The following is a 20,729-nucleotide window of genomic DNA, read 5'->3' on the forward strand; positions in this document are numbered from 1 at the left end:
CCGCCGGGCCGGTCGACGCCCGCCGACGCGCTGCAGCGTGTCAGATGCCCCCGGCCGGCAGCAGGAGCAGCTGCTCGGGGTCGAAGGCCATCCACTGCTCGGGGGTGCCGCGCCGCAGCAGCCGCACCCTGCACCACGGGCTGCCGTCGGCCGGGCGCCACCAGGCGTTGATCCGGCCCACCGCCCAGCTGCCGTCCTCGAAGCGGACCTCGACCGGCTGGTACGCCGGCTCCACCTGCGCGTGCGGCGGCTCCCACAGCTGCGCCCGTCCGTCGTCCACCGTTGCCCGCCTCCCGCGTCGTTCGCACCCGGCCGTTGGACTCTACATGCCTGTAGAGCCGATCCGGGGTTGAACGCACCGGCACCGGCCGACCGCGACCGGGATCACAGTTCGACGACCGCCACGGCGTCCGCGAAGCAGGCGGTGACGTACAGCTTCGCGCCGTCCGGGCTCACCGCCACCCCGCGCGGCCCGTCCGGCGCCGGGATCGTGCCCACCACCGCCCGCTCGTCGGTGTCGATCACCGACACCGGTCCGGCCGGGTAGTGCGCCACGTACAGCCGGCCCCCGTCCGGGCTCACCGCCAGCCCGTACGGGCCGCGGCCCACCGTCACCCGCCCCAGCCGCACGGCCGGCGCCGGTCCGTCCAGCCGGCCGATGCCCGAGGCGTCCAGCACGCTCACCGTGCCCGCGAAGTAGTTGCCCGCGTAGAGCACCGATCCGTCCGGGCTCAGCGCCAGGCCCACTGTGAAGTCCACCCCGGTCAGCAGCCCGCGCGGGACGCCGAGGCCGTCCACCACCCGCACCGCGTCCTCCAGCGGGCTCGCCACCAGGACCCGCGCACCGCTCGGCGCCACCGCCAGGCCGAACGGGCGCGACTCCAGCACCGTCTCGTCCAGCACCGTGCCGTCCTCCGCCGCCACCACGGACAGCACCGACCGGTGCACGTCCGCCAGGTACAGCCGCCCGCCGTCGGGGCTCACCGCCACCCCGTACAGGCTCGCCCCCACCGGGAACGACGCCGCCACCCGGCGCAGCGTCGGCTCCAGCACCGTGACCTGACCGGTGCGCACACCCGTCAGGTACACCCGGCTGCCGTCCCGGCTGACCGTCACACTGTGGGGGCCGCCGTCGACCGGGATCGTCTCGTACGCCCGGCCGTCCTCGGAGCCGGGCCCGGCCGGGAGGGGGCGGGAAACTGCCATGATCTGCTCCGCTGGGGCACCGCAGGACCGGCACCTCCACTGTCACCCGCCCGGCCCACCCGGGCAAACGGCGGGCGCCGGGCAACCACAAGGGGCACCCGTGCCCTACGGCCCGCGCTGCGCGTCGTGCGCCAGCAGTGCCACGTACAGCGAGGTCAGCTGTTCCAGGTCGTCCAGGTCGATGCCCAGCAGCGACTCGATGCTCTGCAGCCGCCGGTACATCGCCGGCCGGCTCACGTGCTGCTCCTGCGCCGCCAGCGACTTGTTCCGGCCCGTCCGCAGGTAGGTGCGCAGCACGTCCAGCAGCTCCCGGCGGCCCAGCAGCGGCCCTAGCTCCCGGACGATGAACGCCTGCAGCTCCGGTTCGTTCCGCAGCAGCCGGACGAGCCCGCGCAGCCGTACGTCCCGCAGCCGCGCCACCGGCCCGGCCGGCGGCCCCGCCAGCGCCGCGTCCGCGACGTGCACCGCCTCCTGGAAGGAGCGCCGTACCTCGTCCAGCACCCGGCAGCCGAACCCGGCCCCCAGCACCGCACCGGGCACCCGCTCCTGCAGCCGGACGGCCAGCCGGTCCACCTCCGCGTCCGCCTCCCGCTCCGACGGGACGCTCAGCAGCACCGCCACCGCACCGTCGGGGCCGACCCTGGCGACCAGGCCGGCCATCGACTCCTCGTGCACCGTCCGCCGCACCGCCTCGCACAGCACCCGCGTCCGTGACGGAGGCCGCAGCACCACCGGTACGAAGGTGCGCCGCTCGGTCGGCAGCCCCGCCGCCCGGAACCGCGGCAGCAACTGCTCGGGGCGGGCCGTGCCCGAGGCCAGGTCCGCCAGCAGCGCCTCCGCCGCCTGGTCCTCCCAGCCGCGCTGCCGGTCGCCGTCCGGGTCGCCCAGCAGCCGGTGCACCGCCAGCGCCTCGGCCGCCCGCCGGCCCAGCACCCGCCCGGTCTCCGCCCCGCCCTGGTGCCCGAACAGCACCAGGTGCCCCCACTGCCGGTCGCGGGCCTCCAGCCGGGCCACGATCCAGCCGTCCGGGCCGAGCGTCACCGGGCCGTTCCCCTGCAGCTCCGCGACCTGCCGGGAGACCCGCTCCCAGTCCCGCAGCAGATCGCCCAGCGCGTTCGGCTCCCCTGCCGAGGCCAGCACCCGGTGCGCCAGGTTCACCACCACCGCCGGACAGCCCGCGTAGCCGGCGATCTCGTCCAGCAGCCGCTGCAGCGGCACCCCGGACAGGTTCAGCGCCGACAGCGAACCGCCCATCCGGTCCGACAGGTCCAGCGCCGCGTACCTGCCGTGCAGCAGCCGGGCGTGCACCTCCTCGGTCAGCCGCGTGAACGGCGCAGGACGGTGCAGTACCACCAGCGGCACCCCGCACCGCTGCGCCGCCCGCCGCATCGCCTCCGGCGTCGTCGAGAACGCCCGGCCCAGCCCCAGCACCACCGCCGCCGCACCGGCCTGCTGCATCGACTCCATGTACCCGGCCTGTGCCCGGTCGTCGCCCGCCAGCAGCAGACCGGTGGTCAGCACCATCTCGCCGCCGGTCAGCATCACCCCGACGTCCGCGGCCTCCGCCACGTGCAGCCAGCGCACCGGCCGGTCCAGCCGGTCCGGGCAGGCGACCACCTCCGCGTCCCACGGCGCGACCAGCTCCAGCGCCAGCACGTCCCGCACGGTCAGGCGGCCGTCCTCCACCAGCTCTCCCCTCCGCCAGGTTCCCCGGGGCGTGGGAGTCTACGCGCCGCACCCCCGTCCGGGGGCCGACACGGGGCAACCGTCACTGTGTGCGGGCGCACGTTGCCGCGCGTAGCGCCGCCGTGCCAGAGTGCGGCCATGGTCCACTCCGCCGTGCCGCAGCAGTCCCTCGCGCCGTCCGCCGTCTTCGACTGGCTGGACGAGGCCGCCGACCTCCGCGCCCGCGCCGGCCTCACCCGCACGCTGCGCAGCCGCCCGGCCGACGACCCGGTCCTGGACCTCGCGAGCAACGACTACCTCGGGCTCGTCCACCACCCCGCCGTCACCCGGGCCGCCGCCGACGCCGCGCTGCGCTGGGGCGGCGGCTCCACCGGCTCCCGGCTGGTCACCGGCACCACCGCCCTGCACACCGAACTCGAGGACGAACTCGCCGAGTTCTGCGGCTTCGAGGCCGCCCTGGTGTTCTCCTCCGGGTACGCCGCCAACCTCGCCGCGCTCACCGCACTCACCGACCCCGACACGCTGATCGTCTCCGACGCGTACAACCACGCCTCGCTGATCGACGGCTGCCGGCTGTCCCGCAGCGACGTCCACCGCGCCCCGCACGCCGACCCGGCCGCCGTCGCCGACGCCCTCGCCGACCGCCGCCACCCCCGCGCGCTGGTCGTCACCGACTCCGTCTTCTCCGTCGACGGCAACGCCGCCCCGCTCACCGGCCACGCCGCCGCCGCCCGTGCCCACGGCGCCGCACTGCTCGTCGACGACGCCCACGGCCTCGGCGTCCTCGGCGCCGGCGGCCGCGGCGCCCTCGCCGCCGCGGGCCTCGCCGGCGACCCCGACACCGTCGCCACCGTCACCCTCTCCAAGTCGCTCGGCTCCCAGGGCGGCGCGGTCCTCGGCCCCCGACGGGTCATCAGGCACCTCACCGAGACCGCCCGCACCTTCATCTTCGACACCGGCCTCGCCCCCGCCGCCGTCGGCGCCGCCCTCGGCGCCCTGCGGCTGCTCCGCGCCGAACCGCACCGCGCCGACCGCGCCCGCGAGGTCGCCCACACCCTCGCCGCCCGGCTCACCGCCGCCGGTCTGCACGCCTCCACCCCCGACGCCGCCGTCGTCTCCGTCCGCGCGCCCGGCCCGGAGGCCGCTGTCCAGTGGGCCGCCGACTGCCGCACCGCCGGACTCGCCGTCGGCTGCTTCCGCCCGCCGTCCGTGCCCGACGGCATCTCCCGGCTGCGCCTCACCGCCCGCGGCGACCTGACGGACACCCAGATCACCGACGCCGTCCGCATCATCGCCGCCACCCGCCCGGCATGACCGACCCCGTCCTCACGCTCACCGTCCTCGGCAGCGCCACCCCCCACCCCGGCGCCGACAACCCCTGCTCCGGCTACCTGCTGACCCACGGCCGGACCAGGGTCTGGATCGACGCCGGGAGCGGCACCCTCGGGCCGCTCCAGCGCCACACCCCGCTCGACGGGCTGGACGCGATCTGGATCTCCCACCTGCACGCCGACCACTGCGCCGACCTGCTCACCGCGTACTACGGCGCGCTGTACGCCGACATCCGGCTCGCTGCACCGATCCCGCTGTACGGCCCGCCCGGCATCGCCGACCGGCTCGCCCACTTCCTCACCAACACCGCCCGGCGCAGCCACGTCGAAGACGCCTTCGCCGTGACCGAACTGCACGACGGGTACCAGGCCACCCACGGCGCACTCACCCTCACCTCCCGCGCCGTCGCCCACGGCATCCCGGCCTTCGCCCTGCGCGCCGAGGCGGGCGGCCGATCCCTCGTCTACTCCGGCGACACCGCCCCCTGCACCGCCCTCGACGAACTGGCCGCCGACTGCGACCTGCTGCTCTGCGAGGCCGACGGCACACCGCCCGAACCCGGCACCGACCCCGTCCACCACACCCCGCAGGACGCCGGAGCCACCGCCGCCCGTGCCCGGGCCCGCCGCCTCGTCGTCACCCACGTCGGCCGCCACACCACCCCGCAACAGGCCGTCGACCTGGCCGCCACCCGCTACGACGGCCCAATCCGGCACGCCGACCCGGGTGCCGTGCTGACCCTCGACCGAACGGCCACGCAGGGCGGGTGACGGACCGACAGGTCGATGAGCCTCTCTCGCGGTACGTGGCGGCTGCGTCTACCCGGCGTCCTTCAGCCGGTCCTCCGGCCAGACCTCGAACCCCTGTGACACGCCCGTCGGCGGCCCCGACCGAAAGCACCCCCTTATGAGCGCCGTGAGCCTGCGAACGGCATCGGGCCGCCCGCCGAGCTCCACCCTTACCGAGCCGGATCCCGGGGCCGCGCGGGCGACCGGCTGTGCAGCAGCGTCCTCGATCGGTGCGGATGTGTCGACCTGCCATCGCACGCGAGTCACCGCATCGGACGGTGTGGCGTAGTCACCGGCGGTGACGGGGGGCGGGGCGCTGGTCAGCCCGAACGACTGCCCCACGGTGTCGGCGACCACCTGGGCTACGGACGGGTCGCCGGATATGGACATGTGGACGATCGCGCTCGGCGCCCGGTCGTGCTCGCCGGTCATGGCTTGCCTCCCGTGGTCAGCTTCTTCCAGGGTCTGCCGAGGCATGCGGTCCCGCATCTGCGCAGTCAGTCCGCCGCAGCTCGGATCGGTGCTCGATCGCAGATGCCGGACGAGGTGTTTCTCCAGGCCGACCCGGCTCGGCGGGAAGCCCCTGCGTTCACGCGGGGGAGGAGTCACCATGGGGGAGCGAGCAGCCACCCGTCCCACCGAGGAGCCCGAACCGTGCCCGAACCCCGCGTCCTCCTCGACGGCCTCGTCCTCGGCGAGTCGCCCCGCTGGCACGACGACCGGCTCTGGCTCTGCGACTGGGGCGCCCACGAGCTGCTCACCGTCGACCGGGACGGCCGGCGCACCACCGCCGGCCGCATCGACGCCTTCCCGTTCTGCATCGACCCGCTTCCCGACGGCCGCCTGCTCGTCGTCGCCGGCAGCGAACGCCGCCTGCTGCGCCGCGAGACCGACGGCACCCTCACCCCGTACGCGGACCTGCGCCCGCTCTGCGACCGGCCCTGGAACGAAGTGGCCGCCGACGGCCGCGGCAACGCCTACGCCAACTGCATCGGCTTCGACCTCATGACCGGCGAAGCGCCCGCCCCCGGCCTCCTCGCCCTGATCACCCCCGACGGCACCGCCCGCACCGTCGCCGAGGACCTCGCCTTCCCCAACGGCATGGCGATCACCCCCGACGGCGCCACCCTGCTGGTCGCCGAGTCGTACGCCTCCCGGATCACCGCCTTCGACATCGCCCCCGACGGCAGCCTCACCGGCCGCCGCACCTGGGCCGAGATCGAGGGCTCCGCCCCCGACGGCATCGGCCTCGACGCCGAGGGCGCCCTCTGGTACGCGGACGTGCCGAACCGGCGCTGCGTCAGAGTCCGCGAGGGCGGCGAGATCCTGCAGACCGTCGAGACCGACCGCGGCTGCTTCTCCTGCGCCCTCGGCACCCCCGGCGGCACCCCCACCCTCTACGTCACCGCCGCCGAATGGACCGGCACCGCCGGCGCCACCGCCACCCGCACCGGCCAACTCCTCACCACCCCGGCCCCCGCCCCACCGGCCCCGAGGCCGACGGCCTAGCCGTCACGGTTGCGGTGGACACGTGGGAGAGCGGCTTCGTGTCCTCGGCAGCGGACACGCCGGGCACTACCGGCGTCGTCGAGGTCCGCGAGGACTCGCCGTCGGAGCCGACCGGTACGACATCCAGGTCGCCCGTATCCCGGCATGCACTTCATCGCCCGTGTTCAGCCCTGCGTACACACCCCGCTTCGGAAGCCGCGCCGACGGCGTGCAGGTGTCTGCCGGCCCGGACTGCCAGGGCACCGGGGGGAGGGGTGGGAGGCTTGCGGGGTCAGCAGCGGCCGGCGGGTTCGGAGACCGAGCAGCGGTTGCGGTCGAAGAAGTTGGTGCTGTCGCCCTCGCGGTCGACCAGGTCGGCGGGGGAGTTGCCGACCGCGTTGTTGGTCACGACGGTGTTCCGGGTGTTGGCCACGCCGACCAGACTGTGGAAGAACACGATGCCACCGGACATCGGTGAGGCACCGGCGTTGTCGCGGACCTTGTTGTCCATCACCGAGACGCCCTCGGCGCCGGTGAGGAGGATGCCGGTCCCCTGGATGTGATCGAGCCGCCCGCTGGGCGGGCAGTACTTGTTGTTGGCGACGACCCGGTTGCGGGCGACGCTCAGCGCGCCTGCTCGGGGCACGGTCTCGTCACCGACGATGAAGACGCCGCCGCAGTTGCCGTGGATGTCGTTCTGCTCGACGCCGAGGTTGCGCAGGCGGCGGACGGTGACGCCGATCCGGTTGCCGGTGAGCCGGTTGCCGCTGACCACGGTGCCGACGGTGTCGATCGCGCCGCCGCTGCTGTCGCCCTCGGGGTCCACGATGTTGGCGAGGAAGATGCCGGACTGGCCGTTGCCGGCCGCCTCGTTGCCGACGATCACGGCCCGGGTCGACTTCTCCTGACTGATGCCCTGCTGGCCGTTGTCGTGGACGTAGGCGGCGCGCACGGTCATGCCGTCGGTCGCGGTGGCGTTGATGCCGTTCTTCTGGAAGCCGGCGACGGCAAGTGCCTCGATGGTGATGCCGCCGAGCGGGTTCCGGTCGGTGCCGACGACGCAGATGCCGTGCCCGGCGGCGGCGCAGACGGTGTCGCCGGCGGTGCCGTCGGCGGCGTCGCCCGCGGTGATGACACTGTTCGGACCGGCGCCGCGAAGCGTGAGGCCGGCGGTGGCGATCCGGACGCTGCCGCGGTAGGTGCCGGGGAGCAGCTGGACGGTGTCGCCGGGGCTGGCCGCGTCGACGGCCTGCTGGATCGATTGGCCCGGCTGGACCACGTGCAGGCCACTGGCGGCATGAGCCGACGGCGCCGCACCCAGGGTGGCCAGGACGGTGGTGAGGGTGGTGGTGGCGGCGGTGGCCGCGGCGAGGCGATGGACCCGAAGCGTGGGCATGAGTGGTGACCTGCTTTCTTGCCGCGCTCGGGGACGCTGGCGTGGTGACACGGTGGGCAATGAGTGGCGGCCGGGGTGGCGGCCGACCGAATCGACGCTATGGGTGCCGCTCGGGACCCGCCACCAGGGCTGGACCGTGGGGCTGACGAGACGTCGGCCGATGGCGTGAGCGCAGCCGTCCAGGACGGGCGGGACGGGTGCGGTTCAAGTGGTCTCCACCTGGTACGGGTGGCCTGCGACGCGCCACCTTCGGCGTAATCGGGGGTACGGATAGGTCGTTCGACGGTCACGCTGGGAAGGCCCCACGTCGGGGAGGCGGCTCGTGCATGGCTGCCACCCGCTCTTGACATGCCGCTACATCCACCGCGGCATCCTCGCGACCACCGTATGGAGATTCCGCTGGTCAAGCCGGGTGCGTTCGCCGGCGGGTCCGCGGTGACCGAGGAGCGCGCCCGCTCGCGCTGATCGGCACAGCGGCACTGGCCAGGAGCTGCTCATCGGGATCGCACCGCAATCGTGGAGGTCCCCGTGATCGTCCTGGTGCCAGGCCGCTGCCGCCGGTGACACACCCACATGATTCGCCATCGAACAACTCCGGATGCCCCATGCCCGGGGCATGAGTGGTCGCTATTCACAGCAAGGAGAAGCCAAGTGCAGAACCGTGAGCTTCAAGAAGAGCGTGTCCTGCCGAACACCCGCGAGGACGCGGCCGAGCGCCCGCAGGGTGTGGTTCACGAGCCGACGGACAGTCGGCCGCAGCAACGGATGATGGACCTGCTGCACGGCGCCCTCATCACGCAACTTCTCGTAGTGGCAGCCGAGTTCGACATAGCGGAGCTCCTGGCCGACGGGCCGGTGCCGGTGCCGGAGCTCGCCCGCCGGTGCGGGGCACACCCGCAAGCACTGCACCGGGTGATGCGTGCGTTGGCCGCCCAGGGGATCTTTCGGGAGGTGGAGCCAGAGACGTTCGCCCTGACCCCACTGGCCGAGACACTGCGCGCCGATGTGCCCGGGTCGGTGCGGGCCTGGATCAGATTCTGGGGGCTGCCCGAGAAACTTCAGGCCATCAACTCGCTGTCGTATTCAGTGCGCACCGGCCGTCCGACGTTCCCGCACATACACGGCACGGACTGGTGGTCACATTTGGCCGCCCACCCGGAGCAGGCCGAATCCTTCAACGACGCGATGGGCGACATGGCCCGGCGTGTCCACGCCGCGGCTGTGGAGAGCTGCGACCTGACCAGCGTGGCGCAGGTGGTTGATGTCGGCGGCGGGCAGGGGCACCTGCTCGCCACGATCCTGCCACGCTACCCAGAGCTGCGGGCCACCCTGCTGGACCAGCCGTCGGTGGTTCGGGGCGCAAAGGCGGTACTGGAAGCGGCCGGCGTCGCTGACCGGGTCGACCTGGTCGGCGGGGACTTCTTCGACACCGTGCCGCACGGCGCGGACGCCTACCTCCTGTCGATGATTCTGCACGACTGGGACGACCAGCAGTGCGTGGCGGTGCTCGGCAGGATCCGGCAGGCGATGGCACCCAATGCCCAGGTCATCGTTATCGACGCCATCGTGCCGGAGGACAACGCACCACACGACGGCAAGCTGCGGGACACCGTCATGATGGCGCTGCACCCCGGCCGGGAGCGTACCGAGGCGGAGTTCACCGCGCTGTTCGCGGCCGCGGGCTTGCGGCACATCGCGACCACCGGGCTGGCCTCCTCGACTGGCCTGCTGGTCGCGCGGGCCTGACGGAGCTCGCGGCGCAGGGCCGGCCCGCCACGTACCTCGCCGCCCGCCTGGACGCGAGCACCGCGACCGTCGCCGCAGTCCGCAGCGGCTCCCGCCGCCGGATCTCCGTCGCCTCGACCTGCGCATCCACCACCTGCGGCTACGCCTGGCGGGCACGACCCCGGCCGCCCGGGGCATCCGGACCTCGGATGCAGCCCGTACCCGTGCTTGGGCGTTCCGCGGTCAGGAGCTGTCCGGCCGATCACCTGAGGAGCCGGCACATTCGGTTCTCGATGTCCAGCGCGTGGTCCGCCGAACCCGATACGGAGGAGGTCGGCGACGTCAGGGTCGTTGAAGGACCTGAGAGGGCGTTGGGTGAGGCTATGTCCGTTTCGTCGTTGCACGTTCGTGTGGGGTCTTCGGGAACCGGTGGCGGTTGAGGCGTCCTCGGTGGTGCGCTGGCGCGGTGAGTGAGCGCAAGGCGTATCCGAGTGACGTGTCCGACGCGCAGTGGTCGCTGATCGAGCCGATCCTGCTGGCCTGGAAGGCCGCGCATCCGTCGAGTTCGGGGCATTCCGGCAGCTACGAGTACCGGGAGATCATGAACGCGATCTTCTACCAGAACCGGACCGGGTGTCAGTGGGCCTATCTGCCTCACGACCTGCCGCCGAGCTCTGCGACGTACTACTACTTCCAGACCTGGCGCAAGGACGGCACCGACCAGGCGATCCATGACATCCTGCGTGCCCAGGTCCGGGCCGCGGCGGGCCGCGCCGAGGATCCGTCGTTGGTGTCGATGGACACCCAGAGCAACCACGCGGCGGTGAACGTCCCGGCCGCCACGACAGGCAAGGATGCGAATAAGAAGGTTCCAGGTCGGAAGCGTGGCCTGGCCGTGGATGTCATAGGGCTGATCATCGCGGTCGTCGTGGTGGCGGCCTGCGTCCACGACAACGCCATCGGCAAGCAGCTGCTGGACAAGGTCGCGCAGGCCGGGACCGTGCAGACCGCCCTGGTCGACCAGGGCTTCAAGTCCAGCGTGGTCGATCACGGCGCCGACCTGGGCATCAAGGTGGAGATCGTCAAACGCAGCCCCGACGACGTCGGGTTCGTCCCGCAGGCTAAACGCTGGGTATCCGAGCAGGTCAACGGCATCCTGATGTTGCACCGTCGCCTGGTCCGCGACTACGAGGCACTGCCGGCCAACGCCGAGTCCCGCGTGTACTGGGCGATAACGGCGAACATGTCCCGCAGGCTGACCAAGGAGTCGACGCCTACCTGGCGCGGAGCGTAGGAGGACCCGCCGATGTCACGCACCGCACTGGAGAGGATCGCCGACCGGGAACAGGCGATCGGCGACATCACCGAGCAGCTGTCCGCCGAGGTCAGCCAGCTCACCGCCCGCCTGGCCGAACTCGACGCGGAACGCGCCGACCTGGCAATCGCCCGCAAAGTCACCCTGTCCCTCGGCGACGACGAGCCCACCGGCGACCGGATGCCGGGCCTGCCCGACAACCCGATCTACCAGCACATCCTCACCGCGCTCATCGACGCCGCAGCCCCGCAACGCTGCCGCGACCTGTGCCGCACCCTGGCCACCGGCACCGAGCCCACGCACATCTCCGGCATGCGCAACAAGCTCAAGCGTCTGACCAGCGCCGGCCTCGTCGTCGAGACCGAGCTCGATACCCCAGTTGGTGGACGCCCACTATCGTGGAATCTGCGCAGGACAGGACGGGCTAGGGGGAACCTTGTATTACAGCGGCTTGGGGCTTGACCGGGTTGGCGGCCGGCGTACCGACTCGGAGTGGGTCGCCGGGCTGTTGACGAGCCCCAGTACCCAGGTGATTCCCTTGTGGCGGGACCACTGTCTGGTCCGCGACGACAGGCCCATCCGGCTGCCGCTGGCCGAGGCGCGGGGCATCCTCGACGCCGCCGACGACCAGGTGTTTCTCGGCCTGGACGGAGAGGCCGCGGTGTTCGCGGCCGACGTGTCCCGCGTCGACCGGTCCAACGCCGTCGAACTGGCCACCGCGGACACGGTGCTGGAGGTGCGAGCCATGGTTCCCACCATCACGCCGGACGAGGCGGGCCTGCTCGCGTATGCCCGTGGAATCCTGCACTGGAACCGGAATCAGCGGTTCTGCGGCGCGTGCGGCGGTCCGGCCGTCCCCAGCAACGGTGGCCACCTGCGGACCTGTCAGGACTGCGGAAAGCTGCTCTTCCCGCGGATCGAACCGGCCGTGATTGTGCTGGTCGAACTACCCGGCACGCCTCGGCGCTGCCTGCTCGGCCGGCACGCGGGATCCGGTCCGGACCGCTTCAGCACGCTGGCTGGGTTCGTCGAGATCGGGGAGAGCCTCGAGGACGCGGTGCGCCGCGAGGTCGCCGAAGAGGCCGGTGTCGAGGTGGGGACGATCACCTATCAGGGATCCCAGTCGTGGCCGTTCCCATCCGGGATGATGATCGGGTTCCGCGCCGAGGCCGTTTCCGACCGGATCGACGTGGACAACGTGGAGGTGGTGGAGGCACGTTGGTTCACGGCGGCCGAACTTCGGTCGCGAATTACGGACTCCGCTGTCGGCGGGCCCTACCGGGTCGACTCGATCGGCAAGGTGCTCATCGACCAGTGGTTGGCCGACGTGGAGTGAGTCAGCTTGCCACACTGTTGGGGGGAATGTGAGCCGAACTCGACGCGGAACGCGCCGACCTGGCAATCGCCCGCAAAGTCATCCTGTCCCTCGGCGACGACGAGCCCACCGGCGACCGGATGCCGGGCCTGCCCGACAACCCGATCTACCAGCACATCCTCACCGCGCTCATCGACGCCGCAGCCCCGCAACGCTGCCGCGACCTGTGCCGCACCCTGGCCACCGGCACCGAGCCCACGCACATCTCCGGCATGCGCAACAAGCTCAAGCGTCTGACCAGCGCCGGCCTCGTCGTCGAGATCGAGCCCGGACTGTTCGCAATCCCCACACCCAGAACAGCCGACTGACCGCGTGACCTGCCCACACACCGTCACAACGACGAAACGGACATAGCCTCACTCAACGCCCTCTGAGGTCATCGAGCGGTTCTCGTCGAAGCCCGGTGCCACGGCCCCCGACGCGCGATACGCTGACCGGCACCCGTGGCCGCAGCGCGGGCGCCCCGCTCCCTCGACGTTCTGTCAGGTGTCCGAGCGCCGTCCGCAGCCTGCCCGGGCCTTCTGCCTCCCGAGCGAAATGCGGTACTGCTATGCGCGCTTCCCTGTTCACCGTCGACCTGCCCGGGCCCGGGCGCCTGAGCACGATGGCCCGCCCCCGCGGCCACGACTGGCTGGCCGACGAGATGGCCGCACTCGCGGCCGCCGGCGCCGACGTCCTGGTCAGCGCCCTCACCGAGGACGAGGTCGACGAACTCGGCCTCGCTGCCGAGCCCCGGCTGGCGGCCGCGGCCGGCCTGGAGTTCGTCCCGCTCCCGATACCGGACCGGACGGTGCCGACCCCATCCGCCGTCCTGCCCGCCCTCCACCGGCTCGCCGCCCGGCTCCGCGAGGGCGCCCACGTGGTGGTGCACTGCCGCGCCGGCATCGGCCGTTCCTCCCTCCTCGCGGCCGCCCTCCTCGTCCTCGACGGCACCGCCCCCGACACCGCCTGGGAACGTATCGAACGCGCCCGCGGCCTCACCGTCCCGGACACCCCCGCCCAACGCGCCTGGCCCGCCGGCCCGCTGCGGCAGGCCACGGGGTGACGCCGCCCGACATGCTGCGTTCGGCGCAGGGTCGGGCGGTGCGGCGGGCGGGCGGGGGAGACTGCCGGGAGCGAGTGAGAGACGGAGGTCGCGGCCATGGGTGCTGCGCAGTTCCACGCCTGGGACGTCCGCGAGTCGGGCCCCGCCGACGCCCCGCACCGGGTACTGCTGCTGCCCGGCGGGATGTGCAGTACGGCCTTCTTCGAGGACATGACGGCTGCCGAGCCGCTCGCCGGGGCGCCGATCCGGCTGGTGGCCGCGACCGTGCCGGGGCACGCCGGGACGGTCGCGCCCCGGGACGTGTCGATGGAGAACTATGCGGCGATCACCGCCGCCTTCGCGGCCGAGCGCGGCTGCACGGCCGTGGTCGGCCACAGCATCGGCGCCAACATCGCGCTGGAGATGGTGGGTGGCGGGCACTTCTCCGGGCCGGTGGTGCTGCTCTCTCCGACCTTCTCCCGGCCGGACGAGTCCAAGGCGCTGGCGGTCGCAGTGGCGCTCGGGCGGGTGCCCGGCCTGGGGGCGCTGGTCTGGCCGGCGATGCTGTGGCTGACACCGAAGGCGCTCGAGAACGGCATTCCGGAGCGGCGGCGGGCGGCCCTGCTCGCCGACCTGAAGAGGAACTCGGCGCCGTTCTGCCGCCGGGCCATGGGGGAGTACTTCGCGTACCTGGGCCGGCACGGCTCGCTGGTGCCGCGGCTGTGCGGCGCGGGCGTGCGGGCCCGGGTGGTGCGCGGGGACCGGGACGAGATCGGCCTGACCGAGGACGAGCGCGCCGCACTGGAGGCCTGTCCGTCCGTCACCCTCGACGTGGTCGCCGACAGCGGCCACCTGGTGATGGTGGAGCAGCCCGAGGCGGTGGCCCGCCTGGTCGCCGACACCGTCCTCGGCACGGACCGCTGACCGGAGGCCCACGGACCGCTGACCCGTGGCCGATGACCGTCCTCAGACGGTGAGCACGACCTTGCCCCGGGCGTGGCCGGTGTGGATGTGGCGCACCGCGGCCGCCGCCTCCGCCAGCGGGTAGCTGCGGTCGACGACGGGCGTCACCAGGCCCTGCTCCACGGCCTCGGTCAGGAACCGAAGGTCGTCCGGCCGCTGACGGGCCAGCACGGTGCGCAGCCGCTGGCCGACGAAGGGGGACAGCGCGACGGCGCGCAGCTGCCGGTCGATCCCCTGCAGCCATCGGCCGCCGGCCTCGCCGCCGACGACGACGAGCGTGCCGCGCGGGGTGAGGGTCCTCCGCAGCAGGGCCAGCGGCCGGTTGCCCGCGGTGTCGAGGACCAGGTCGTAGCGGTGCCCGCCCTCGGTGACCTCGGCGCGGGTGCGGTCGAGCGCGTGGTCGGCGCCGAGCGAGCTGACCAGATCGGTGCTGCCGGTGCTGCACATGCCGGTGACCTCGGCGCCGAGGGCCTTGGCCAGTTGCACGGCGTACGAGCCGACGCCGCCTGCTGCACCGATGACGAGGACGTGCTGCCCGGCCCGGAGCCGTCCGGTGTCGCGCAGGGCCTGCAGGGCGGTGGTGGCGGAGGTCGGTACGGCGGCGGCCTGTTCGAAGTCGAGGCGGGCCGGCTTGGGCGCGAGCATGTCCGGCCGGGCGAGGGCGAATTCGGCGAAGGAGCCGTCGCAGGTGCCGTAGACCTCGTCGCCGGGCCGCAGGCCGGTGACGTTGCGGCCGACCTCCTCGACCACGCCGGCGGCGTCCGTGCCGCGGACCGGGTTGCGCGGTGTGCGGAGGCCGGAGGCCAGCCGGACGGGGAGCGGCAGGCCGGCCATGAGGTGCCACACACCGGGGTCGACACCGGCGGCGCGGACGCGGACGAGCACGTCGCCGTCGCCCACCGCTGGCCGGTCGACCTCCCGCAGCTCCAGCACGTCCGCCTCGCCGTACCTGTCCTGGACGACAGCCTTCATCGTGCTTCCTCCCTCTCGGTGTCCGGGTACTGGAAGACGTCGTCGAGGGCGACGCCGAACACCCGGGCGATCTGGAACGCCATCTCCAGGGAGGGTGAGTACCGGCCCTGTTCGATGGCGATGACGGTCTGCCGGGTCACGCCGATCCGCTCGGCGAGGGCGGCCTGCGTCATCTCCCCGTGGGCGAACCGCAGGGCGCGGATCGTGTTGGTGACCCTGGTCGGCTTCACCACGGGCAGAACCCCCGCCGGTAGGCGGCGATCTTCGCCGTGGAACCGAGCAGCGCGGAGAGGACGAACGCCAGGTAGGCCGTGTTGGCGATCCAGAAGTGGTCCACCTCGGCCATCGCCGTCAGGAGGGCCGCCACCCCGCCGAGGACGAGGAAGGAATGGCCGACGTACTTGCCGAACCGGTGGATCTCCCTGTCCCGCTGGTCCTTCTGCCGGCCGCCCTCCTTCGAGGCGAGCGAGACGGCGATGTGGAGCAGGACCGAGGCCGCGATCGCGATGCCGACGCTCCACACCAGGGCGGCCCGGTAGGGCGCCGCAGCGAGCGGCCCGGTGCCGGCGCGGCCGAGGACGACGGCCGCGTACGCCGTGTAGGTGCAGACGGTGACCACGACCATGATCCAGGCGCGTTTCTCTTCGACTGCCATGCCGTCAAGGTAAAGCAGACCGGACACCGTGTCAAAGATTCTTGACATGCCGAACGGGCAGAAGGACAGGCCCGCCGAACGGGTGGAGTCCACTGCCGCGGACACGTCCTGACGGTGTGTGCAGCGCGAGGGGCGCGGGGCGGCGGTGCATCATCGGCCATGGGCACCCCCGTACCCCGCCGCCCCCGGCCAGGCCCCGCCGGGCCGCCCGTACCGCTCGAGACACTCGAGGACCTCGACCCGGCCGTCCTGGTGGAACCCGCCGATCCGGCCGGCCTCGCCCGGCCGGTCTGGTACGCCGCGTACGGCTCCAACATGCACCGGGCCCGCCTGAACGCCTACCTGGCCGGCGGTCGTCCGCCCGGCAGCCGCCGCCGCTACCCGGGCTGCCGCGATCCGCGCCCGCCCGCCGCGGACCTGCCGCTGCTCCTGCCGGGCCGGCTCTACTTCGCCCGCGAGTCACAGGTCTGGGGTGGCGGCATGGCCTTCGTGGACGCCCTCGACGACGGCGAGCTGCCCGCCCGCGGCTACCTGCTGACGGTCGACCAGCTGCTCGACGTCGCCTCCCAGGAGATGCACCGCACCCCGCGGGCGGCCACCGCCCCCGGCCTGGCCGCCGCCCTGCGCGACGGCCGTGCCAGCCTCGGGCCCGGCCGCTACGAGACCCTCCTCTGCCCCGGCACCGTGGACGGCCACCCGGTACTCACCTTCACCGCCCCGGGTCGCAGCAGCGAGGCCCCGCTCAGCCGCCCCTCCGCCGGCTACCTCCGTGCGCTCGCGGCCGGCCTCGCCGAGTCGCACGGCTGGCCACCCGCCCGCGCAGCCGCCTACCTCAGCACCCGCCCCGGCGCCGCCGGCCGCTGGACCCCCGCCGAACTCCTCGCCCAGCTCCGCCCCTGAGCCGACCTCCACGGGGTGACCACCCGGGCGATCGTTCAAGACGCGCCCAGGAGCCCCGCGCCGGTCATCCGACGCCCACCGACCCCCGTCGTCCCCACACGCCACCCGCAGCTGCGCCCGCCACCAGGCAGAGGCCGGCCGCGGCCAGGCCGACAGGCCCGGCCGAGTCGCCGAGCAGCGGCGCCCCGGCGACGGAACACCCGAGTGCGCAGCACGCCCCGCCCGCGGTGCCCAACGAAAGGCCGATCAGCATGCCCATCGTCCTGCCGGGACCGGGTGGCGGTGCAGGGTCCGGGGCGTCCGGCCGCCGTGCCCACGACGGGCGGGCCGGTTCGGGCGCGGGGGCCGCGGCGATCGCCTTCGGCTCGGCCACCGGGTGCGGGAGGGCCGTCCACGGCAGCCGTTCCAGCAGCAGGCCCGCGTGGTCGAACGGCGCGCCGGGACCGAGCCGGGCCAGCGTCCGCGGGGAGGCGGGGGTGAGTTCGGTGCCGAGGGCCACCATCGCCCGGCCGCGCGGGGTCGGCCGCTCCTCGCAGCGTTGCCGGTAGGTGTGGAGCCGCCCGTCGGTGCCGAGCACCAGCTCGCAGCCGGTGCGCAGCCCCGACCGCCCGCCCGGGCCGCGGTACGGGGCGGGGTCGGAGTCCGCCACCCGGTCGACCACCCAGCCGTCGACCGAGGTGCCGCGGTCGTCCTCGATGTGCCGCGCCGCGACGCCCCTGCCGCCCAGCGCCACCGCGGTGCACCGGGCCAGCGCCAGCAGCTCCTCGTACGGGTCCACTTGCGCCGGTCAGCCCTCGTCGCCGCAGCCCGGGCAGGGCCTGCGCGGCACCTTGGTCGCAGCGCACTTGCCGCACCTGGTGGTCTCGCCCATGGCGCCGTCCTCTCGACGTGGTGTCACCCGACGTGGTGTCGGGTACGGCGAGCGTAGGGCGGTCCCGGGCCGCCGCAGGCGAGGGTTTCGGAACCGGGCCCGCATTGACCGCAGGTGATCGCCTACGGCCCTGACCTGGCGGTTTCCGCGAGTCCGCAGAGGCGATGCCGGTCGGCGGTCAGCTCTTCTTCGCCCGGCTGGGCTGCACCCGCATCGGCTCGCCGGGCATCTTCGGATGGTCCGGCGGGTACGGCAGGTCCCCGGCGTCCTGCTGGGCGTACAGCTCGAGCAGCGGTTCCAGGTCGAAGGCGTGTCCGTCCATGTCGGCGTGCAGGTCGCCCAGTTCGGCGAACCGCTCGGGCAGCGTCCGCAGGTCGAAGTCCTGCGGGACGACCTCGTCCAGCTCCTCCCAGCGCAGCGGTGTGGAGGCGGTGGCCTCGGCCCGGGCGCGCAGTGAGTAGGGGGAGGCGATGGTGCGGTCGCGGGCCATCTGGTTGTAGTCCACGAAGATCCGCTCGCCGCGCTCCTCCTTCCACCAGGCCGTGGTCACCCGGTCGGGCATCCGGCGCTCCAGCTCCCGGCCGAGGGCGATCACGGCGTGCCGGCAGTCGGTGAACGTCCAGCGCGGCTCCACCGGCACGTAGACGTGCAGGCCGCGGCCGCCGGAGGTCTTCGGCCAGCCGCGCAGCCCGAGCTCCTCCAACAGGGCGCGCAGCTCGTGCGCGGCGTGCACCGCGTCGTGGAAGTCGGTGCCTGGCTGCGGGTCGAGGTCGATCCGCAGCTCGTCGGGGTGCTCGGTGTCGCCGCGGCGCACCGGCCACGGGTGGAAGGTCAGACAGCCCAGGTTGGCCGCCCACAGCACCGCGGCGGGCTCGGTGGGGCAGATCTCGTCGGCACTGCGGCCGCTGGGGAAGGTGATCCGGGCCGTCGGCAGCCACTCCGGCAGGCCCTTCGGGGCGCGCTTCTGGTAGAAGAACTCGCCCTCGACGCCGTCGGGGAAGCGCTGCAGCGTCGTCGGCCGGTCGCGCAGCCCGCGCAGCACTCCGGGCGCGACCGCCAGGTAGTACTCGGCGACGTCCCGCTTGGTGAAGCCGCGCGCCGGATAGTAGACCTTGTCGGGGTTGGACAACCGGACCGTCCGGCCGTCCACCTCCAGTTCCACCGCTGTCGAGACCATGCCCTCCACGCTAGGGCCTCGTCCGACAATTCGCGTCGCATCGGCGCGCGGCGGGAATCGTCGGACAAGGCCCTGAGCGGGGACCGGTATCCGGCGCGCGGGCCGCGGGCCGTGCGGCGACGATCGGACCATGGACCTTCCCGTGATGCCGCCGGTGCAGCCCATGCTCGCCAAGTCGGTGGCCGAGATCCCGCCGGGCATGCAGTACGAGGCCAAGTGGGACGGCTTCCGCGCGATCGTCTTCAAGGACGGCGACGAGGTGGAGATCGGCAGCCGCACCACCAAGACGCTCACCCGCTACTTCCCCGAGCTGGTGGAGGCCTTCCGCCGGGAGCTGCCGGCCCGCTGCGTGGTGGACGGCGAGATCGTCATCGCCCGGGAGGGCCGGCTGCGCTTCGAGGAACTGCTGGAACGCATCCACCCCGCGGCCTCCCGGGTCCGCACCCTGGCCGAGCGCACCCCGGCCTCCTTCGTCGCCTTCGACCTGCTCGCCCTGGACGACACCGCCCTCGGCGACCGTCCGCTGAGCGAGCGGCGCAGCGCCCTGGAGGCCGCGCTCGCCGGGGCGTCGGCACCCGTCCACCTGGCCCTGGCCGTCACGGACCTCGACACCGCCCGCACCTGGTTCGCCCAGTACGAGGGCGCCGGGCTGGACGGCGTGGTCGCCAAGCCGCTCGACCAGCCGTACGCCGCGGGGGAGCGCACCCTGTTCAAGGTCAAGCACCAGCGGACGGCCGACTGCGTCCTGGCCGGCTACCGCGAGCACAAGAGCGGCCCGATCGTCGGCTCGCTGCTGCTCGGCCTGTACGACGACGGCGGGCAGCTCCAGCACGTCGGTGTCTGTGCCTCCTTCCCGATGGCCCGCCGCCGCGAACTGGTCGAGGAACTCGCCCCGTTGCGGCTCGACGACCTCACCGGCCACCCCTGGGCCGCCTGGGCCGACGAGAGCGCCCAGGCCGCCTCCCGCCTCCCCGGCGCGGTCAGCCGCTGGACGGGCACCAAGGACCTCTCCTGGGTGCCGCTGCGGCCCGAGCGGGTGGTCGAGGTCGCGTACGACCACATGGAGGGCACCCGGTTCCGGCACACCACCCAGTTCCGCCACTGGCGCCCGGACCGCGAGCCGGCCAGTTGCACCTACGAGCAACTGGAGGAGCCGGTCTCGTACGACCTGGCGGACATCCTCCGCTGACCCTGTTCGCACCGGACGGCCGGAGGCTGTGGTGGGGAAGATCGCGCTGTTCATGGTGACGTCGCTGGACGGCTTCTACGAGGGGCCGGGCGGGGCCTTCGACTGGCCGCTGGTGGACGAGGAGTTCGACGAGTTCGGCCTGGCGCAGCTCGCCGAGGCGGACACCCTGCTGTTCGGCCGGGTCACCTACGAGGGCATGGCCGCCTACTGGCCGTCTCCGGCCGCGCAGCGGGACGACCCGGCGACGGCCGCGGTGATGAACGTGATCCCCAAGGTCGTGGTCTCCCGCACGCTGGGGCGTGCCGACTGGGCCGGCAGCCGGGTGGTGCGCAGCCTGGAGGAGGTCGCGGAGCTCCGGGCCGAACCGGGCCGCAGGATCGTGGTGTTCGGCAGTTCGGCGCTCTGCGTGGGCCTGCTGGAGCGCGGCCTGCTGGACGAGGTGCGGGTGATGGTCAACCCGGTCGTGCTGGGCGGCGGGCGGTCGCTGTTCACCACCGCGGGCGACCGCATCCGGCTGGAGCTGCTGGAGGCCAGGCCGTTCGCCTCCGGCAACGTCCTGCTGACCTACCGCCCGGCCGCAGACTGAGGCGGCCCCGCGGGACTTCCGTCCGCGAATCGCCAACTCCGTTGCATCGGTGCGGTGTTCTGCATTGACAGGGGTGCGGCG

Annotated in this window: 23 protein-coding genes; 13 read left to right on the forward strand and 10 right to left on the reverse strand. The window is 73.3% G+C overall.

Features of this window, described 5'->3' with window-relative positions:
* Positions 1–40: 40 nt before the first annotated feature.
* The 3 genes from ACQ614_RS33610 to ACQ614_RS33620 form a co-directional block, all read right to left on the reverse strand.
* A complete protein-coding gene (locus ACQ614_RS33610) occupies positions 41–280 on the reverse strand; it encodes a hypothetical protein (RefSeq protein ID WP_431682834.1) in 240 nt (79 codons plus the stop codon).
* A gap of 104 nt (positions 281–384) precedes the next feature.
* Positions 385–1,206, reverse strand: coding sequence for a YncE family protein (locus ACQ614_RS33615; RefSeq protein ID WP_431682836.1), 822 nt, complete (start codon positions 1,204–1,206; stop codon positions 385–387).
* A gap of 105 nt (positions 1,207–1,311) precedes the next feature.
* Positions 1,312–2,892, reverse strand: coding sequence for a PucR family transcriptional regulator (locus ACQ614_RS33620; RefSeq protein ID WP_431682838.1), 1,581 nt, complete (start codon positions 2,890–2,892; stop codon positions 1,312–1,314).
* 138 nt (positions 2,893–3,030) lie between these two features.
* Here ACQ614_RS33620 and ACQ614_RS33625 point away from each other — a divergent pair, with 138 nt between their 5' ends.
* On the forward strand, positions 3,031–4,206 hold the full coding sequence (locus ACQ614_RS33625; RefSeq protein ID WP_431682839.1) for an 8-amino-7-oxononanoate synthase: 1,176 nt from the start codon (positions 3,031–3,033) through the stop codon (positions 4,204–4,206).
* Positions 4,203–4,994 carry an MBL fold metallo-hydrolase gene (locus ACQ614_RS33630; protein WP_431682840.1) on the forward strand — a complete coding sequence of 264 codons (792 nt, stop codon included), beginning with the start codon at positions 4,203–4,205 and terminating at the stop codon, positions 4,992–4,994. The genes ACQ614_RS33625 and ACQ614_RS33630 overlap by 4 nt, the downstream gene beginning before the upstream one ends.
* 48 nt (positions 4,995–5,042) lie before the next feature.
* Here ACQ614_RS33630 and ACQ614_RS33635 read toward each other — a convergent pair whose 3' ends face one another.
* Entirely contained in the window at positions 5,043–5,444 is a 402-nt protein-coding gene (locus ACQ614_RS33635; RefSeq protein ID WP_431682841.1) for a hypothetical protein, read from the reverse strand.
* Positions 5,445–5,666: 222 nt separating this feature from the next.
* On the opposite strand from ACQ614_RS33635, the gene ACQ614_RS33640 reads away from it, so the two are divergent.
* Positions 5,667–6,521: an SMP-30/gluconolactonase/LRE family protein gene (locus tag ACQ614_RS33640; protein ID WP_431682842.1), complete on the forward strand. Its 855-nt coding sequence runs from the start codon at positions 5,667–5,669 to the stop codon at positions 6,519–6,521.
* 271 nt (positions 6,522–6,792) lie between these two features.
* Here the strand turns inward: ACQ614_RS33640 and ACQ614_RS33645 are convergent, their stop codons facing one another.
* Positions 6,793–7,896, reverse strand: a complete 1,104-nt coding sequence (locus tag ACQ614_RS33645) for a right-handed parallel beta-helix repeat-containing protein (RefSeq protein WP_431682843.1) — start codon at positions 7,894–7,896, stop codon at positions 6,793–6,795.
* Positions 7,897–8,547: 651 nt separating this feature from the next.
* On the opposite strand from ACQ614_RS33645, the gene ACQ614_RS33650 reads away from it, so the two are divergent.
* The 7 genes from ACQ614_RS33650 to ACQ614_RS33680 all read left to right on the forward strand — a co-directional run bounded on the left by ACQ614_RS33650 (position 8,548) and on the right by ACQ614_RS33680 (position 14,259).
* Complete coding sequence (locus ACQ614_RS33650; RefSeq protein WP_431682845.1) at positions 8,548–9,642, forward strand: methyltransferase; 1,095 nt, start codon at positions 8,548–8,550, stop codon at positions 9,640–9,642.
* Positions 9,643–10,087: 445 nt separating this feature from the next.
* Complete coding sequence (locus tag ACQ614_RS33655; RefSeq protein ID WP_351265284.1) at positions 10,088–10,915, forward strand: IS5 family transposase; 828 nt, start codon at positions 10,088–10,090, stop codon at positions 10,913–10,915.
* Positions 10,916–10,927: 12 nt separating this feature from the next.
* On the forward strand, positions 10,928–11,398 hold the full coding sequence (locus ACQ614_RS33660; RefSeq protein ID WP_431676258.1) for a hypothetical protein: 471 nt from the start codon (positions 10,928–10,930) through the stop codon (positions 11,396–11,398).
* Positions 11,373–12,272: an NAD(+) diphosphatase gene (gene nudC, locus ACQ614_RS33665; protein ID WP_431676256.1), complete on the forward strand. Its 900-nt coding sequence runs from the start codon at positions 11,373–11,375 to the stop codon at positions 12,270–12,272. Before ACQ614_RS33660 ends, nudC begins: the two co-directional genes overlap by 26 nt.
* Positions 12,273–12,391: 119 nt before the next feature.
* A complete protein-coding gene (locus tag ACQ614_RS33670) occupies positions 12,392–12,619 on the forward strand; it encodes a hypothetical protein (RefSeq protein WP_431676254.1) in 228 nt (75 codons plus the stop codon).
* A 242-nt stretch (positions 12,620–12,861) separates the two neighbouring features.
* A complete protein-coding gene (locus ACQ614_RS33675; protein ID WP_431682847.1) occupies positions 12,862–13,356 on the forward strand; it encodes a protein-tyrosine phosphatase family protein in 495 nt (164 codons plus the stop codon).
* Positions 13,357–13,452: 96 nt separating this feature from the next.
* Positions 13,453–14,259 carry an alpha/beta fold hydrolase gene (locus tag ACQ614_RS33680; RefSeq protein ID WP_431682849.1) on the forward strand — a complete coding sequence of 269 codons (807 nt, stop codon included), beginning with the start codon at positions 13,453–13,455 and terminating at the stop codon, positions 14,257–14,259.
* Between the two features lie 42 nt (positions 14,260–14,301).
* On the opposite strand, the gene ACQ614_RS33685 is transcribed toward ACQ614_RS33680, so the two are convergent.
* Genes ACQ614_RS33685 through ACQ614_RS33695 form a run of 3 tightly spaced genes read right to left on the reverse strand, consistent with a single transcriptional unit; the run spans position 14,302 to position 15,925 of the window.
* On the reverse strand, positions 14,302–15,270 hold the full coding sequence (locus ACQ614_RS33685; RefSeq protein ID WP_431682851.1) for an NAD(P)-dependent alcohol dehydrogenase: 969 nt from the start codon (positions 15,268–15,270) through the stop codon (positions 14,302–14,304).
* Positions 15,267–15,503: a helix-turn-helix transcriptional regulator gene (locus ACQ614_RS33690; protein WP_431682853.1), complete on the reverse strand. Its 237-nt coding sequence runs from the start codon at positions 15,501–15,503 to the stop codon at positions 15,267–15,269. The genes ACQ614_RS33685 and ACQ614_RS33690 overlap by 4 nt, the downstream gene beginning before the upstream one ends.
* On the reverse strand, positions 15,497–15,925 hold the full coding sequence (locus ACQ614_RS33695; protein WP_431682854.1) for a hypothetical protein: 429 nt from the start codon (positions 15,923–15,925) through the stop codon (positions 15,497–15,499). The genes ACQ614_RS33690 and ACQ614_RS33695 overlap by 7 nt, the downstream gene beginning before the upstream one ends.
* A 159-nt stretch (positions 15,926–16,084) precedes the next feature.
* Between ACQ614_RS33695 and ACQ614_RS33700 the strand changes: the two genes are divergently transcribed.
* Positions 16,085–16,825 carry a histone deacetylase gene (locus tag ACQ614_RS33700; protein ID WP_431682855.1) on the forward strand — a complete coding sequence of 247 codons (741 nt, stop codon included), beginning with the start codon at positions 16,085–16,087 and terminating at the stop codon, positions 16,823–16,825.
* A gap of 64 nt (positions 16,826–16,889) precedes the next feature.
* Here the strand turns inward: ACQ614_RS33700 and ACQ614_RS33705 are convergent, their stop codons facing one another.
* Both ACQ614_RS33705 and ligD read right to left on the reverse strand, forming a co-directional pair.
* The gene (locus ACQ614_RS33705) at positions 16,890–17,603 is read right to left on the reverse strand and encodes a hypothetical protein (protein WP_431682856.1); all 714 of its coding nucleotides are present in this window, start codon (positions 17,601–17,603) and stop codon (positions 16,890–16,892) included.
* Positions 17,604–17,874: 271 nt separating this feature from the next.
* Positions 17,875–18,858: a non-homologous end-joining DNA ligase gene (gene ligD, locus ACQ614_RS33710; protein ID WP_431684098.1), complete on the reverse strand. Its 984-nt coding sequence runs from the start codon at positions 18,856–18,858 to the stop codon at positions 17,875–17,877.
* 145 nt (positions 18,859–19,003) lie between these two features.
* On the opposite strand from ligD, the gene ACQ614_RS33715 reads away from it, so the two are divergent.
* Positions 19,004–20,062, forward strand: a complete 1,059-nt coding sequence (locus ACQ614_RS33715; RefSeq protein WP_431682857.1) for an ATP-dependent DNA ligase — start codon at positions 19,004–19,006, stop codon at positions 20,060–20,062.
* A 31-nt stretch (positions 20,063–20,093) separates the two neighbouring features.
* Complete coding sequence (locus tag ACQ614_RS33720) at positions 20,094–20,648, forward strand: dihydrofolate reductase family protein (RefSeq protein WP_431682858.1); 555 nt, start codon at positions 20,094–20,096, stop codon at positions 20,646–20,648.
* Positions 20,649–20,729: the final 81 nt, after the last annotated feature.

The sequence above is a fragment of the Kitasatospora dryopteridis genome, from assembly GCF_050749075.1.
In the GTDB taxonomy this organism is placed as follows: Bacteria; Actinomycetota; Actinomycetes; order Streptomycetales; family Streptomycetaceae; genus Kitasatospora.